This window comes from Pantoea sp. ACRSC (genome assembly GCF_022346785.1).
GTDB classification, from domain to species: Bacteria; Pseudomonadota; Gammaproteobacteria; order Enterobacterales; family Enterobacteriaceae; genus Pantoea; species Pantoea alvi.
In genome coordinates this window covers 31,610-47,893 of sequence record NZ_JAKRNN010000021.1, presented here as the reverse complement: position 1 = coordinate 47,893, position 16,284 = coordinate 31,610, and the positions used below count along the sequence as shown (strand labels likewise).

At 55.8% G+C, this 16,284-nt stretch carries 14 protein-coding genes; 11 read left to right on the top strand and 3 right to left on the bottom strand.

Features of this window, described 5'->3' with window-relative positions:
• Nucleotide 1 precedes the first annotated feature (1 nt).
• The 11 genes from MHZ97_RS17830 to rnd all read left to right on the top strand — a co-directional run bounded on the left by MHZ97_RS17830 (nucleotide 2) and on the right by rnd (nucleotide 14,310).
• The gene (locus MHZ97_RS17830; protein ID WP_239315271.1) at nucleotides 2-343 is read left to right on the top strand and encodes a phage tail protein; all 342 of its coding nucleotides are present in this window, start codon (nucleotides 2-4) and stop codon (nucleotides 341-343) included.
• 52 nt (nucleotides 344-395) lie between these two features.
• Complete coding sequence (locus tag MHZ97_RS17825) at nucleotides 396-1,133, top strand: phage minor tail protein L (RefSeq protein ID WP_239315270.1); 738 nt, start codon at nucleotides 396-398, stop codon at nucleotides 1,131-1,133.
• 2 nt (nucleotides 1,134-1,135) lie between these two features.
• Nucleotides 1,136-1,855: a C40 family peptidase gene (locus MHZ97_RS17820; RefSeq protein ID WP_239315269.1), complete on the top strand. Its 720-nt coding sequence runs from the start codon at nucleotides 1,136-1,138 to the stop codon at nucleotides 1,853-1,855.
• Nucleotides 1,848-2,462: a tail assembly protein gene (locus MHZ97_RS17815; RefSeq protein ID WP_239315268.1), complete on the top strand. Its 615-nt coding sequence runs from the start codon at nucleotides 1,848-1,850 to the stop codon at nucleotides 2,460-2,462. The genes MHZ97_RS17820 and MHZ97_RS17815 overlap by 8 nt, the downstream gene beginning before the upstream one ends.
• A 52-nt stretch (nucleotides 2,463-2,514) precedes the next feature.
• Nucleotides 2,515-6,102 carry a DUF1983 domain-containing protein gene (locus tag MHZ97_RS17810; protein ID WP_239315267.1) on the top strand — a complete coding sequence of 1,196 codons (3,588 nt, stop codon included), beginning with the start codon at nucleotides 2,515-2,517 and terminating at the stop codon, nucleotides 6,100-6,102.
• A 59-nt stretch (nucleotides 6,103-6,161) separates the two neighbouring features.
• A complete protein-coding gene (locus MHZ97_RS17805) occupies nucleotides 6,162-7,499 on the top strand; it encodes a hypothetical protein (protein WP_239315266.1) in 1,338 nt (445 codons plus the stop codon).
• Nucleotides 7,500-7,893: 394 nt separating this feature from the next.
• The gene (locus MHZ97_RS17800; protein ID WP_103796033.1) at nucleotides 7,894-9,801 is read left to right on the top strand and encodes an ATP-dependent DNA helicase; all 1,908 of its coding nucleotides are present in this window, start codon (nucleotides 7,894-7,896) and stop codon (nucleotides 9,799-9,801) included.
• Nucleotides 9,802-9,854: 53 nt separating this feature from the next.
• Nucleotides 9,855-10,553, top strand: a complete 699-nt coding sequence (gene tsaB, locus MHZ97_RS17795) for a tRNA (adenosine(37)-N6)-threonylcarbamoyltransferase complex dimerization subunit type 1 TsaB (protein WP_103796032.1) — start codon at nucleotides 9,855-9,857, stop codon at nucleotides 10,551-10,553.
• A 63-nt stretch (nucleotides 10,554-10,616) separates the two neighbouring features.
• Nucleotides 10,617-11,207, top strand: coding sequence for a Slp family lipoprotein (locus MHZ97_RS17790; protein WP_103796187.1), 591 nt, complete (start codon nucleotides 10,617-10,619; stop codon nucleotides 11,205-11,207).
• 205 nt (nucleotides 11,208-11,412) lie between these two features.
• Nucleotides 11,413-13,089, top strand: a complete 1,677-nt coding sequence (fadD, locus tag MHZ97_RS17785) for a long-chain-fatty-acid--CoA ligase FadD (RefSeq protein WP_239315265.1) — start codon at nucleotides 11,413-11,415, stop codon at nucleotides 13,087-13,089.
• 99 nt (nucleotides 13,090-13,188) lie between these two features.
• On the top strand, nucleotides 13,189-14,310 hold the full coding sequence (rnd, locus tag MHZ97_RS17780; RefSeq protein ID WP_103796030.1) for a ribonuclease D: 1,122 nt from the start codon (nucleotides 13,189-13,191) through the stop codon (nucleotides 14,308-14,310).
• A gap of 51 nt (nucleotides 14,311-14,361) precedes the next feature.
• On the opposite strand, the gene minE is transcribed toward rnd, so the two are convergent.
• Genes minE through minC form a run of 3 tightly spaced genes read right to left on the bottom strand, consistent with a single transcriptional unit; the run spans nucleotide 14,362 to nucleotide 16,200 of the window.
• The gene (gene minE / locus MHZ97_RS17775) at nucleotides 14,362-14,631 is read right to left on the bottom strand and encodes a cell division topological specificity factor MinE (protein WP_033746630.1); all 270 of its coding nucleotides are present in this window, start codon (nucleotides 14,629-14,631) and stop codon (nucleotides 14,362-14,364) included.
• A 3-nt stretch (nucleotides 14,632-14,634) separates the two neighbouring features.
• Nucleotides 14,635-15,447 (bottom strand): septum site-determining protein MinD, encoded by an 813-nt coding sequence (gene minD / locus MHZ97_RS17770; RefSeq protein ID WP_033746633.1) that lies wholly within the window; start codon nucleotides 15,445-15,447, stop codon nucleotides 14,635-14,637.
• Between the two features lie 33 nt (nucleotides 15,448-15,480).
• Complete coding sequence (minC, locus tag MHZ97_RS17765) at nucleotides 15,481-16,200, bottom strand: septum site-determining protein MinC (protein ID WP_239315264.1); 720 nt, start codon at nucleotides 16,198-16,200, stop codon at nucleotides 15,481-15,483.
• Nucleotides 16,201-16,284 lie beyond the last annotated feature (84 nt).

The window sequence follows — 16,284 nt, the reverse complement described above, 5'->3', positions numbered from 1 at the left end:
GATGGCGACAGATGAATTTGGCTGGTGCGTGAGGACGGGCGCAACGGAAGAGCTCGATGTAACCACCATGCAGGCGCAGTTTGGCGATGGTTATAAACAGGTAGCAGCAGCAGGCATCAACAGCGTTCGTGAATCATGGCCCGTAACCTGTAGCGGCAGCAAAGCTGAAATGGCCGGTGTAAGGGCTTTTTTGAAAGCGCATGTCACCACATCATGCTGGTGGGTTAATCCGTGGGGCGAGCGGAAATTGTACCGGATTAAGGCTGATTCAATCCGCCCGAGCTTTATAAACGGTAACTTTGTGGAGATCTCTTTCACATTTGAACAGGCTTTTGCACCGTGACATGTCACAGCTTAACAGGGGCGCTTATGCGCCCTTTTTTATTGGGTGAAATATGAGCTTTTCTCAGGACGTTCAGGCGCTGGAGCCGGGCGGAGTAGTGCAGCTGATTGAAATTGATGGCACTGCATTCGGCCTTGATACCATCTTGCGCTTTCATGCTTATAACCTGCCGACTGACGGCTGGGCTTCATTCGCTGCGGATAATCTTCCCTCTATCATCTGGCAGGGGAATGAGTACGAGCCGTATCCGTATGAGCTCAGTGGGATGGAGATGTCCAGCTCCGGTTCGCAGCCGACGCCGAAACTGTCAGTGGGCAATGTGGGTAACTACGTCACAGCACTCTGCCTCCAGTTCGACGATCTGGTGAAAGCGAAAGTCAGAATCCGCACCACGATGACGAAGTACCTGGACGCGGCAAACTGGACGGCGGGCAACCCGAACGCCAACCCGCAAGAAGAGCGGGTGCAGCTGTTTTACGTCAATGCAAAGACGGCAGAGAACCGCTCTCAGGTGGATTTTGAACTGTGCTCGCCGTTCGATATTCAGAGCCTACAGCTGCCGTCACGTCAGATTACACCGGTTTGTACCTGGTGTATGCGCGGCTGGTATCGGTCTGGTACAGGGTGCGATTACAACGGCACAAATTACTTCACCAAAGACGGCACGACTACAGCTGACCCGTCGAAAGACGTGTGCGGTGGCCGTATGGCGGACTGCAAAGCGCGGTTCGGCGAAGGCCAGCCCTTGTCATTCGGGGGCTTCCCGGCTGCCAATCTTCAGGGGAAATAGTCATGCGCAAAAAAATCATGGCGGCGATACAAAAGCATGTTGCCGACGAGTATCCAAAAGAGGCTTGCGGCCTGGTAGTACAGATTGGCCGGACGCAGGAATATATTCCATGCAGCAACGTGTCAGAGAACCCCACTGAGCAATTTATTATCGCGCCAGCGGAGAAGCGAGCAGCAGAAGCGCAGGGCACAATTCTGATGCTCGTTCACTCTCACCCTGACGTTCCACAACTAATCCCCTCAGAGCGCGACAGGGTGTTGTGTGACTACTCAGGCATAGAGTGGGGGATTATGTCCTGGCCTGACGGTGACTTTTGTACGATCAGCCCGCGAGGCGACCGTGAACTGGTCGGACGGCAGTGGGTGTTGGGTTATGCCGATTGCTGGACACTTATCATGGATTACTACCGGCAGGAGCACGACATCACCCTCAATAACTGGTCGGTTGATTATGAATGGTGGATAGAAGGTAAAGAAAGCCGCTACGACGACAACTGGCAGGCTGAGGGGTTTGTTGAGGTGTCGGCCTCGGACATGCGAGAGGGTGACATGATCATGATGCAGATTCAGGCGCCAGTCACCAATCACGCGGCCATTTACCTTGGCAACAATCAGATCCTTCACCACAACTCAGGCAATCTTTCTACCCGCGTTCCCTATGGGGATTACTGGCGTAACAGGACCGTGCGCGTTGTGCGCAGAAAGGAGCTAATGGATGCTTAAAACAATGCGGCTCAAGGGGCTTTTGGGTAAAAAGTTCGGACGTGTTCACCAGTATCACGTCGCCGATTTACGCGAACTCATCAGAGCGATGTGCTCGCAGGTGCCTGGCTTTAAGAAATACGTTTCGAATGCCCACCTGAATGGCGTCCGCTTCGCGTTTTTCAGCGGTAAAGAGAATATCGGCCTGCAGGAGTTTGATATGTCATCTGCCGCAACAGAGTTCGAAATGGAGCCGGTTCTGGAAGGTTCGAAGCGCGGCGGCGTCCTGCAGATCGTCATCGGGGCTGTTGCGCTGGTAGCAGCTTACTTCACAGCAGGTGCGTCACTTGCTGCAATCGGGTTAAGTGGCACGGTACCAGCCGCCGTAACGACAGCGCTTACTGGCCTCGGACTGAGCATGACGTTGGGCGGCGTCGTCCAGATGCTGACCCCTCAGCCTAAATATAATGTCGGCGCGTCATCGAGCACGGACAATAAGCCTAACTATGCCTTTGGCGCGCCGGTGAACACGGTAGCTATGGGGTATCCCGTTCCACTTCTCTATGGTACGCGCGAAATCGGCGGCGCCATCATCAGCGCAGGCAGCTTTACCAGCGATCAGCAGTAGTTATCATCAGGCAGACAGGCCACCTCCGGGTGGCTTTTTTTATGGGTAAAATATGCGACTTCTCAGCGGCGAAACTATTTTTCACGGAAACAAAGGCGGTGGCGGCAAGGCTCACACGCCGACAGAGCAGGCGGACGATCTTCTCTCTATTGCTAAACTGAAAATGCTGCTGGCTATCTCAGAAGGTGAGATTCAGGGTGATCTCACTGCACAGCAGATTTACCTGAACGATACCAAGCTTGCCAATGATGACGGCACCTATAACTTTACCGGCGTGATCTGGGACTGGCGCAGGGGCACGCAGGACCAGACCTATATTCAGGGCATGCCGGAGGTTGATAACGAGCTGTCTGTAGGCGTGACGGTTACACAGTCTGTGCCCTGGACACGCCAGTACACCAATCTTTCGCTCGATGCTGTGCGCATTAAACTTAGCCTGCCGGCGCAGTATGCCTATAAGGACAACGGCGACATGGTGGGTACGGTCACACAGTATGCTGTCGACCTTTCCACCGATGGCGGCTCGTGGGTGACAGTTGTTGATGGCAGGTTTGACGGTAAAACTACGTCTGAATACCAGCGCGATCACCGAATCGATCTGCCGGACGCGTCCTCTGGTTGGGCAATTCGGGTGCGCCGCATCACTGCCGACTCTTCTTCAGCCAAGCTGGTTAACGCCTTCAAGGTTTTCTCTTTTGCCGAGGTCATCGACAGTAAGCTGCGCTATCCAAATACTGCGCTGTTGTACGTTGAGGTGGATGCCAGCCAGTTTAACGGCAGCGCCCCAAAAATCACCTGTAAGCCGAAGGGGAAACTGGTACGCGTACCAAATACCTATGACCCGGTAAGCCGAACTTACGGCAGTAACTGGCAAGGGGAATTTAAGTTCGCTTATACCGATAACCCGGCCTGGGTTTTCTATGACCTGGTCCTGGATAAAATTTACGGCATGGGGAACCGCGTCGACGCTTCGATGATCGACAAATGGGAGTTGTACTCTATTGCGCAGTATTGCGACGAGATGGTCTCCAATGGCGCGGGCGGCACAGAACCAAGATTTACCTGCAATGTTTTTATTCAAAGCCAGCAGGATGCTTATAACGTCCTCAAGGATATCGCTGCCATATTTCGAGGCATCACGTTCTGGGGTAACAGCCAGATTTTTGTTAATGCTGATGTTCCCCAGACTGACTCCAGCGGCAAAATGGACGTCGATTTCGTCTACCATTCTGCCAATGTCATTGACGGTCTTTTCACGTATGCCGGCGGCAGCTATAAAAACCGTTATTCTTCCTGTCAGGTATCATGGTCGGACCCGGTAAACCATTATTCCGATACGGTTGAGGGTGTTTACGATTCTGACCTGGTGCAGCGTTACGACGTGCGGGAAATGTCTCTGACGGCGATCGGCTGTACCTCGCAGAGTGAGGCGCATCGACGCGGCCGCTGGGCGCTGCTGTCTAACGCCAAAGACGGCACCATTTCTTTTGGCACAGGGCTGGACGGTTACTTACCCGTTCCCGCAGAAATTATCGGCGTGGCCGACCCCTTCAGGGCAGGCAGGCAGAATGGCGGGCGCATCAGCGCTGTTAATGGACTGACGATCAAGCTGGACCGCGCTATTGATTACAGCGCGGGGGATCGTCTGGTGGTCAACCTGCCAGACGGCACGGCGCAGACTCGAACGATTTCCAGCGTCAGCAGCGATAAGCGGTCGGTAACGGTTAACACGCCATTCAGGCAGGCACCGGTAGCGGGAGCAGTATGGGCCATCGACAGCGACAACCTGGCTATTCAGTATTATCGCGTTACCTCGATTGCCAGCAACGATGACGGCACCTTTACCGTTTCTGGCGTTCAGCACGATCCGAACAAATATCGCTACATTGATGACGGCGTACGCATTGAACCCGCGCCCATTACCGTGACGCCGATAAGCGTACTGAAAGCGCCGACCAACATCAAAATCAGTGAAGTCAGCTTTATCGAACAGGGGCTGTCCGTAGCCACTATGCAGGTGACATGGGACAAAGTAGATGGCGCTATCAGCTACGTAGCTCAGTGGCGCAAAGACAAGGGCGACTGGATTAACGTAAGCCAGACCAGCGCGCAGGGCTTCAGCATCAGCGGCATCTACACCGGCGTTTATGACGTACGCGTGCGCGCCGTAAACGCAGCAGAGGTTTCATCTCCATGGGGATATGCAGAATCAACATCATTGAACGGCAAGGTCGGAAAGCCTGGAACGCCGGTAAACTTTACTGCATCGCAGGATGTGGTCTGGCATATCAATGTGACGTGGGGCTTCCCGGAAGGTTCAGGAGATACAGCGTACACCGAAATTCAGCAGTCAACGACTGCCGATGGTCAGAATCCACAGCTACTGGTCAGCGTTCCTTATCCTGGCGCCAGTTATCAGCACGGGCCAATGCCCGCAGGGGTTCGCCGCTGGTATCGGGCGAGACTGGTTGATCGCATAGGAAATATGGGAGACTGGACGGGGTGGGTTGAAGGGAATACAAGCATCGATGCATCGGAAATCCTCGGCAACATTGTCGAAGATGTGCTGAATACAGATGCAGGTAAACAGCTTGTCTCAAAGGTTGACACCAATATAGACGCAATGCTTCAGAACGCCCTGAACCTTGACCAAACTGTCGACCATCAGATTGCAGAGTCTGGCAAAAACAGGGCTGACATTCTGACTATAAGCCAGACAATTGCCACTAATGACCAGGCTTATGCTCAGCAATTTCAGCAAGTACAGGCAAGCGTCGAAACAAATACCGCAGCCGTTCAACAAACCTCTACAGCCTTGGCAGAAACTAATGGGAAGCTGTCAGCCCAATACTCGGTAAAGGTCGCTGTAGACAGTAATGGACGCCAGTATGCAGCAGGCATGGGCATCGGCGTTGAAAACACTCCGGCGGGGATGCAGTCGCAGGTTCTTTTCCTTGCTGACCGGTTTGCAATCATGTCGGCAGCGGGAAATAACTTCTATTCTCCATTTGCAGTTCAGAACGGCCAGGTATTTATTAATCAGGCGTTTATAGCTGACGGAACTATCTCTAATGCGAAGATTGGAAACTTTATTCAGTCAAATAATTACGTTGCAGGAAGTACTGGCTGGAGCATAAATAAAAACGGAAGTGCTGAACTAAGCAACGCTACCGTAAGGGGCGCTATTTATGCAAACACCGGCACGCTAAATAATGTCACCATAAACCAGGACTGCACTATATTAGGAACGCTAAATGCATCCCGGATAAATGGCCCTTTGATGCAGAGCAAAAGCTTCTCATTTGGGCAGACCACAACTAACGCGTCTAATACGGTTTACTGGGATGGCACTTCTGGTAAAGGTGATGTCCCCATGACGCTGACAGGTACCGTATTCCGCGTACGAAACAACAGTCAGGGCGCATCAAAATTAGTTATAGCGGGAAATGAGATTACAGCAGCGACATCCATAACCTCCAATGGCGTAACGTTATCTATTTACACCTACAGTGTGGATATAGGCACGTCCTCAGCAACTATGGTGTTCGCTGCGGGCGCTTTGAACCAGAGTTCATCAGAATACTGCACATGGAGTGCACAATTATTTGCATCCCCTACAGCCAACCAGTTCCATACCTGATATTCATTAACTAAATATACCCGGCCACCGTGCCGGGTTTTTATTGCCCGGAGAAAACTATGCCCGCAGGCACTATCACACTTACTAACAACTCCACTTCCGTGACAGGGTCTGAAACCAGCTTTACGACAGAGCTTAAAGCGAATGACTTCATTGTAGCGGTAGTGGGTGGCGTCACATATACGCTCGGCGTTCAGTCTGTGAATTCAGCTACCAGCGTAACACTGATTAATGCATACGGCGGGCCTACGACTTCCGGCCTTGCATGGAATGCGGTAGCGAACGCCGCACTTGTTGGCATTACGGCACAATTAGCCGCCGATGTAGCCAAATCAATTCGCGGATTAAATCTGGACAAAGCGAACTGGCAGCAGGTTTATAGCGCGTCAGGAAATATTACAGTCACTTTGCCAGATGGCAGCCAATATAGCGGGCCTTCATGGAATAGCGTTGTAAATTCAGTTTCTGGCAAGGTAGATAAGAGTCAGAATCTTGGCGATCTGGCAGACAAGTCCGCTGCGTGGAAAAACCTAATTGATGGCAGGACTGCTGCAACTGCGCGTACAGATTTGGGATTAAAAAGTCTGGCATTGCAGGACCAAATAGACCGAACGGACTTGAATACAGAGACATTCAGAAACTTATTCGCAGCTGGAGCCATAACTGCTAATCTTCAGGGCGCAGGCATCTGGACCTTCAACAATACTCCATTAGGATACAATGAGCAGTACGGAACCTGTATCCAGGTAAACAATCGTACAGACACGTCTGGTGCTGCGGGCTCTGGAATATGGCAGCATTATTTAGCGCTTGGGACCGGTGGTAACGTAATTTACGCAACTAATATTAACGGAACGTACACGGCTCGTAAGCTTTATTCCACATCCAATACCACTACAAATTCTAGCGGCGCGCTTGTTCCCGCATCGCCCATAGTACGCATCGTTAATAGCCGCGACACGTCCAGTCGAAGCGATCTTCTGGGCGTTAACAATGAAGAATACACCTGGACTACTGTTCGAGGTCTGTGCAATGAAGAATCTAAAGGTTGCACGGTATCCAGAACTGATACGGGCACCTACCTGATTAAGGGCGCTATCGGCCTGGCTAAAGACCTGTGGTCTGTGATGGATTGTGGTAATGGTCAGGGTCGAATAATTGCTTTGGCTGAAGCAGAGGAAACAGAAGAAGGTGTGGTAGTTCGTTGCTACAAGCAAAAATACACGCTTACTGAGGATGGAGATTTGACTGTTGGTAAAGGGGCGCTAATTGATATACCGGACGAAACATGGATTGACGTTCGTCTGGAAATGCCGGCTGATTCCGCTTACAACCAACGACAGCAAGAAGTGGCTTCACAGATGAATGAACAACACAATGAAATTGCCACATCATAAAAAAGCCCCGGCGACGGGGCAGAGGTATACCGCGCCAATCTGAGCAGGCTACGGGGTGGGCAACGACAGCCTAGATGAAGCGTGCATGTTTTTCATTCGAAGTGCTGAGACAGATTTGGGACACGCAAAGGTTTGATACCTTTTCCAAGCCTTTGCATGTTTTAACATCATGGGACGTGTGAGCGCGGTAGAGCAGGGTTAAATTACTGTTTTACAGGTAAATTGCCGCTTCAGACATGCGATGTTCGGGATCGATACGGGTAATGGTCATTGTTTCTCCTTACTTTTCCAGCTGATAGCCTGGCACAGTCCAGGGGGCGCTGTCATCAGTTGTGGAGCGGCCGGCGGAATACTGACATAATTACAGTGTTTTTGCCGAAACGGGTGAGGAAGTGTGGCGGACGATTTTGCAGTAGATGGCGCGCTGGCGCAGGCGATTGCCGGCTTTAAGCCGCGCGAGGCGCAGCGTGAAATGGCGCAGGCAGTAGAAGAGGCCGTTAAGGCTGGCGGCGAACTGGTGGTAGAGGCGGGAACGGGAACGGGCAAGACTTATGCCTATCTCGCGCCTGCACTGCGCGCCGGAAAAAAAGTGATTGTATCAACCGGCTCCAAGGCGCTGCAGGATCAGCTTTACGGTCGCGATCTGCCGACCATTGCCAGGGCGCTGAACTTCACCGGCAAAACCGCCTTGCTAAAGGGGCGCTCCAACTACCTCTGTCTGGAGCGGCTGGAACAGCAGTCAATGGCGGGCGGCGATCTTAACGCCGAGACGCTGGGCGATCTGGTTACGCTGCGCGGCTGGTCGTCGCAAACCGTTGATGGTGATATCAGTAGCTGCGGCGGCGTTACCGAAGACAGCCCCATCTGGCCGCTGGTGACCAGCACCAACGACAACTGCCTCGGCAGCGACTGTCCTCTCTACAAAGATTGCTTCGTGGTCAAAGCGCGCAAGCGCGCCATGGACGCCGACGTGGTGGTGGTTAACCACCATCTGTTTCTCGCCGACCTGGTGGTTAAAGAGAGCGGCTTTGCGGAGCTGATCCCCGAAGCGGACGTGATGATCTTCGATGAGGCGCACCAGCTCCCCGATATCGCCAGCCAGTACTTCGGCCAGCAGCTCTCCAGCCGCCAGCTGCTCGATCTGGCGAAAGATATTAATATTGCCTACCGCACCGAAGTGCGTGACGTGCAGCAGCTGCAGAAATCGGCGGACCGCCTTGCGCAGTGCGCGCAGGATTTTCGCCTGATGCTGGGCGATCCAGGCTACCGTGGCAATCTGCGCGAACTCTTCACTGACAACAACGTGCAGCGCATGTTCACCCTGCTCGACGACGCGCTCGAGCTTTGCTACGACGTAATAAAAATGTCGCTGGGACGCTCGGCGCTGCTGGATGCGGCCTTTGAGCGCGCTGCGCTCTATCGCGGGCGGCTTAAGCGGCTGCGCGCCATTAACGAGCCCGGCTACAGCTACTGGTACGAGTGTACTTCGCGCCACTTTACGCTCGCCCTGACGCCGCTCTCCGTCTCAGAGCGCTTCCGCGAAGTTATGGACGCGCGCAAGGCGGCGTGGATTTTCACCTCTGCGACGCTGGCGGTAAATGAAGAGATGCACCATTTCGCCGATCGCCTGGGGGTCAGCAGCGCGAAAACCCTGATCCTTAACAGCCCGTTCGACTTCAGCCGTCAGGCGCTGCTCTGCGTACCGCGCAATCTGCCGGAGCCGAACCGGCCCGGCGGCGCGCGTCAGCTGGCGCGCATGATGAAGCCGCTGATCGACGCTAATAAAGGACGCTGCTTCTTTCTCTGTACCTCGCATCTGATGATGCGCGAGCTGGCGGCGGAGTTTCGCGCCAGCATGACGCTGCCGGTGCTGGTGCAGGGCGAAACCAGCAAAGGCCAGCTGCTGCGGCAGTTTATCGAGGCGGGCAACGCGCTGCTGGTGGCCACCAGCAGCTTCTGGGAGGGAGTCGACGTGCGCGGCGATGCGCTGTCGCTGGTGATTATCGACAAGCTGCCCTTTACTTCGCCGGAAGATCCGCTGCTGAAGGCGCGTATGGAAGATTGCCGCCTGCGCGGCGGCGATCCCTTCAGCGACGTGCAGCTGCCGGACGCGGTGATTACCCTGAAGCAGGGGGTGGGGCGTTTGATCCGCGATACGGACGATCGCGGCGTGCTGGTGATTTGCGACCAGCGGCTGGTGTCGCGTCCCTACGGCGCGCTGTTTCTCAACAGCCTGCCGCCGACGCCGCGCACCCGCGATCTGGCGCGCGCCATCGCCTTCACGCAGCAAGCGAAACAGTAATTTTCCTTTGGCTGTGCTAACATGCGCGCCGTTTTGAATGACCCGAGGTTGTTATGTCTTCCCGAATCCTGGCGCTGGACACTGCGACAGAAGCCTGTTCAGCCGCGCTGCTTAATCAGCAGCAGATCGATGCCCGTTTTGAAATCGCGCCGCGCGACCATACGCAGCGTATTCTGCCGCTAATCGAGGCGCTGCTGCAGGCGCAGCAGCTGGAGCTGACGGCGCTCGACGCGCTGGCGTTCGGCCGCGGCCCCGGCAGCTTTACCGGCGTGCGTATCGGCATCGGTATCGCGCAGGGGCTGGCGCTCGGCGCCATGCTGCCGATGATCGGCGTTTCGACGCTGGCGACGCTGGCGCAGGGCGCCTGGCGCCAGCAGGGCGCGACGCGCGTGCTGGCGGCGATTGACGCGCGCATGGGCGAAGTTTACTGGGCTGAGTATCAGCGCGATGAGCAGGGCGTCTGGCAGGGCGAAGCGAGCGAAAGCGTGCTGTCGCCGGAGGCGGCGCTGGCGCGCATGCAGGCGCTGGAGGGCGAGTGGTTTACCGCCGGCACCGGCTGGCAGGCGTGGCCGCAGCTGCAGCAGGGGCACGCCTTAACCCTCAAAGCGAGCGGCGTTGAACTGCCCGCCGCCGAAGATATGCTGCCGCTGGCCCAACAGGCGTGGCAGCGCGGCGAAACCGTCCAGCCCGAGCACGCCGAACCCACCTATTTACGCAACGAAGTGGCGTGGAAAAAATTGCCGGGCCGTTGAGTCTCTGGAGCGCAACTTATTGCAGGCGCGCCAGTCTAACAAACATCTTTTAGGAGAATGCCTATGTCAGTACGTCATAAAGGAATGTCCGGTGTTTTGTTAGCAGGTGCGCTGCTGCTTAGCGGATGCGTGACGGTGCCGGATACCATTAAAGGAAGTTCCGAGCTTCCGCAGCAGGATCTGGTGCGGGTAATGAACGATCCGTCGCTCTACGTCGGTCAGGAGTCCCGCTTCGGCGGCAAAGTCGTTAAGGTCACCAATCTTAACGGCAAAACGCGGCTGGAGATCGCCACGCAGCCGCTGGACGATAGCGCACGCCCGCGTTTAGGCGCCGCGTCGGTCGGGCGGATTTATGCCGATATTAATAACTTTGTCGATCCCACCGATGTGAATAACCAGTACGTGACGGTGCTGGGCAATATCAAGGGCACGGAGAAGGGCACCATTGGTGACGCCAGCTATAACTTTGTCGTGGTAGATGTGCGCGGCTATCAGCGCTGGCATCTGACGCAGCAGATTAATACCCCGCCGCAGCCTGTCGATCCCTGGATCTGGTACGGCCCGTCGCGTCATCATCCAGGCTACTGGGGGCCTAACCCCTACTGGGGCATGAACAGCGGCCCGGCGCAGGTGGAAACCATCCTGACAGAATAAAGAATTTGCTTAACTTTTCAGGCCTGGCCGCGCCTGCCGCGACCGGGCTTTTTATTGCCGCTGGAATGCGGGACGAAAATTAGTGATGCGCTTCGCAACCTCAGCAGGCCGAATCGGGCAAACTGGTACAATGAGTTAAAATATTGTTAATTAGCTGGGTGTTGAGGGCGCAATGGAAAAACAACATATAAATCGAGGTGAACCCTTGAATAAGGTCTGGCTGAAACGCTATCCGGCAGATGTGCCCGCCGAAATTAACGCGGATCGTTATACCTCTTTGGTTGATTTAGTTGAGCAGGCTACACAGCGCTACGCCGATCAAACCGCCTTTATCAATATGGGGCAGCCGCTGAGCTACCGCCAGCTTGAGCAAAAGAGCCGCGCGTTCGCCGCCTATCTGCAGTCTGAGCTGGGCCTGAAAAAAGGCGACCGCGTGGCGCTGATGATGCCGAATTTGCTGCAGTATCCGGTGGCGCTGTTCGGCGTGCTGCGCGCCGGTATGGTGGTGGTGAACGTTAACCCGCTCTATACGCCGCGCGAACTCAAGCATCAGCTCAACGACAGCGGCGCCAGCGCCATCGTTATCGTTTCGAACTTCGCCCATACGCTGGAGAAAGTGGTGGCGGAGACCAGCGTGCAGCACGTGATCCTGACGCGTCTCGGCGACCAGCTCAGGCCGGTAAAAGGCACCCTGGTGAACTTCTTGGTGAAATATATCAAGAAGATGGTGCCGAAATATCATCTTCCCGGCGCGGTAAGCTTCCGCCATGCGCTGCAGCGGGGCGAGACGCTGAGCTATCAGCGACCCAGCGTCACCAATGACGACCTGGCGTTTTTGCAGTATACCGGCGGCACCACCGGCATCGCCAAAGGGGCGATGCTGACCCACCGCAATATGCAGGCCAATCTCGAACAGACCAGGGCGACCTACGGCAAACTGCTGCGCGACGGCAAAGAGAATGTGGTAACCGCGCTGCCGCTCTATCATATCTTCGCGCTGACGGTGAACTGCCTGCTGTTCCTTGAGCTGGGCGGCCAGAACCTGCTAATCACCAACCCGCGCGATATTCCCGGCTTCGTGAAGTCGCTGTCGAAGTTTCCCTTTACGGCGATTACCGGCGTCAACACGCTGTTTAACGCGCTGCTGAACAACGGCCAGTTCAATAAGCTCGACTTTTCCACGCTGCGGCTCTCGGCGGGCGGTGGCATGGCGGTACAGAAGGCGGTGGCGGAGCGCTGGGAAAAGCTCACCGGCCACTATCTGCTGGAAGGGTACGGCCTGACGGAGTGCTCGCCGCTGGTGTCGGTTAATCCCTATGATATTACCGAGCATACCGGCAGCATCGGCCTGCCGGTACCCTCTACTGACGTGCGCGTGGTGGACGATGAGGGCAACGACGTCGAACCCGGCGCGCCGGGCGAGCTCTGGATCCGCGGGCCGCAGGTGATGGCGGGCTACTGGCAGCGGCCGGATGCCACTGACGAGGTGCTGAAAAATGGCTGGCTCCTCAGCGGCGATATTGTTACCGTTGACCCGCAAGGCTTTATCCGCATTGTGGACCGTAAAAAAGATATGATCCTCGTCTCAGGCTTTAACGTCTATCCCAATGAGATTGAAGATGTCCTGATGCAGCATCCCAAAGTGCGGGAGGCGGCGGCGATCGGCGTACCGAGCGATCTGTCGGGCGAAGCGGTTAAGGTCTGCGTGGTAAAGAAAGAGGCATCGCTGACCAAAGAAGAGCTGCTCGACCACTGTCGGCGTCAGCTGACGGGCTATAAGGTCCCGAAAATTATTGAGTTCCGCGACGAGTTGCCCAAAAGCAACGTAGGGAAAATCCTGCGGCGCGAACTGCGTGATGAGGCCCGACCCAGCGCAAGCTGACGTCAGGCAAGATTTCTGGTTGAACGCCGGCAAAGCCCGGCGTTTTTATTGATGATGAGATGGAGCGCCGCGCGCAGTCTGTCGCGGTGGAAACGAGATTTGAATTATTCCCTGATCGACCAAAATGAGCAGCTGGCCGCCGTGTGCCAGAAAGCCCGCCAGCATGCGGCCGTGGCGCTCGACACCGAGTTCGTCCGCACCCGCACCTACTATCCGCAGCTGGGGCTGATTCAGCTGTTTGACGGCGAACAGCTGGTGCTGATCGATCCGCTGAAGATCGACGACTGGACGCCGTTCATCGCGCTGCTGACCGATACCCAGGTGAAAAAGTTTCTGCACGCGGGCGGGGAAGATCTCGAGGTCTTTCTGCACCGTTTCGGCGTGCTGCCGCAGCCGATGATCGATACGCAGATTCTGGCGGCGTTCAGCGGCCAGCCGCTCTCATGGGGCTTTGCCGCTATGGTGGCGCATTTCACCCAGGTAACCCTGGATAAGAGCGAGTCGCGCACCGACTGGCTGGCGCGCCCGCTGACGCAGCGTCAGTGCGACTATGCCGCAGCGGACGTTCACTATCTGCTGCCCATCGCCCAGCAGCTGATGACCCTGACCGAGGCGGCGGGCAATATGGCCGCGGCGCTCAGCGAGTGCGACCAGCTCTGCCAGCGACGTCTCGACGTTATGCCGCCGCAGGAAGCCTGGCGCGATATCACCAACGCCTGGCAGCTGCGTCCGCGCCAGCTGGCGGCGCTGCGGCTGCTGGCCGCGTGGCGTCTGAACCTGGCGCGCGAAAAAGATATGGCGGTTAATTTCGTGGTGCGCGAAGAGAATCTGTGGAAAGTGGCGCGCTTTATGCCGGGCTCAATGGGCGAGCTGGATCACCTTGGCCTGTCAGGCCATGAAATCCGCTTCCACGGCAAAACCCTGGTGGCGCTGGTTGCTGAAGCGCAGGCGCTGCCGGAAGAGGCGCTGCCGCCGCCGCTGGGCAATCTGGTGGATCATCCGCACTACAAGAATGTGTTTAAGGCGATCAAGGCGCTGGTACAGGAAGTGAGCGAAGAGACCGGCTTTAGCCAGGAACTGCTGGCGTCGCGCCGTCAGATCAATCAGGTATTGAGTCAGTACTGGGGGCTGAAGCCGCAAACGCGCGTGCCGGAGCTGCTGGCAGGCTGGCGCGGCGATCTGTTTAAGACCCGCATTGACGCGATTCTGGCGCAGTTTTGATGCAAACATTCCCCTGCTCAGCAGCGGGGGAACATCAGGAAACCAACACCGTCATTTGGCCGCTTCTTCCGTTTCAGGCAGCGTCACGTTCAGCTCCAGAATCGAGATATCATCTCCTTTCTGATCGAGCTGAACGGTGACCATATCGGGATCGATCTTCACATATTTGCAAATCACTTCCAGAATGTCGCGCTTAAGCTGCGGAAGATAGTGGGGCTCACTGTCGCCCCTTCTGCGTTCTGCCACGATAATCTGCAGCCTTTCCTTGGCTATGTTGGCAGTGTTCTTCTTCCGGGATAAAAAGAAATCGAGTAATGCCATGGTTTATCCCCCGAACAGGCGTTTCAGGAAACCCTTCTTCTCTTCTTCAATAAAGCGGAAGGGACGTTCTTCGCCGAGTAACCGATCTACGGTATCAGCATAGGCTTTGCCGGCGTCGGAATTCGTGTCGAGGATCACTGGTTCGCCCTGGTTAGAGGCGCGCAGCACCGACTGGTCTTCCGGGATGACGCCCACCAGCGGAATGCGCAGGATCTCGAGCACGTCTTCCATGCTCAGCATATCGCCACGATTTACGCGGCCAGGGTTGTAACGGGTCAGCAGCAGGTGCTCTTTAACCGGCTCCTGGCTGTTTTCTGCACGGCGGGACTTAGAGGCGATGATACCGAGAATGCGGTCGGAGTCGCGCACCGACGAGACTTCCGGGTTGGTGGTGATAATCGCTTCATCAGCAAAGTAGAGCGCCATCAGCGCGCCGGTCTCAATGCCTGCCGGAGAGTCGCAGACGATAAAGTCAAAATCCATCGCCGCCAGGTCGTTCAGCACTTTTTCCACGCCTTCGCGGGTCAGCGCGTCTTTATCGCGCGTCTGAGAGGCGGGCAGGATATGCAGCATCTCGGTGCGTTTATCTTTGATCAGCGCCTGGTTCAGCGTGGCGTCGCCCTGAATAACGTTAACGAAGTCGTAAACCACGCGGCGTTCGCAGCCCATGATCAGGTCCAGGTTACGCAGACCAATATCGAAATCGATGACGACCGTTTTTTTGCCTTTTTGCGCTAAACCGGTGGCGATGGCCGCGCTTGACGTGGTCTTGCCAACGCCCCCTTTACCGGATGTAACTACAATAATGCGTGCCATAAATATTGATTTCCTTAACAGAAGAAAAGGGGCCTAATTAAGTGTCTGGATGGTCAGCGCGCCCTCTTCGAGACTCAGGCGCGCGGCTTTACCAAAAAATTCCGCCGGGATTTGATCCATGATCCAATACTCACCGGCGATGGAGACCAACTCTGCTGCCAGGTTGGTGCAGAAAATCTGGCTGTTGCGATCGCCACCGGCGCCCGCCAGCGCGCGTCCTCGCATCATGCCGTAAATATGAATGTTGCCGTCGGCAACCAGTTCGGCACCGGCGCTGACGCTGTTTGTCACGATAAGATCGGCGTTGCGCGCGTAAATCTGCTGCCCGGAGCGCACCGGCGTCGTGATAATGCGCGTTTTGCTCGCCAGCGGCTCGGCGGGCGCGGCGGGCGCGGCGGGCGCAGGTGGCGCCGCAGGCGCTGACGCTTCGCTGCGCCGCACGCTCTCTTTGCCTTCCGCCAGAACCGGCAGGCCAGCGCGGGCGATCATGCGTTTCAGCGCTTCGTCTTTACAGCCGCTGACGCCGACGATGCGCAATCCAGTGGCGGCGATCGCCTGCTGCAGCTGTTTCCAGTTGACGTTGCCGTTCAGCGCCGCCACGTTAAGTACCACCGGCGCGTTTTTTAAGAAATCCGGCGCCTGATCGATTTTGTCCTGAAGCGCCTTGCGAATCACTTCAGGTTCGGGATGGTGCAGATGAACAACAGACAGGGTAAAACTGCTACCTTTGAATTCGATTGGCGTTTGTGACATCTGTCCCACTCAGTCCTGTTTTCTCGCCCGGCGAACAAACGTCGATAAAATCATCATTTCAGTCCATCCGGTGAATATTCGAAG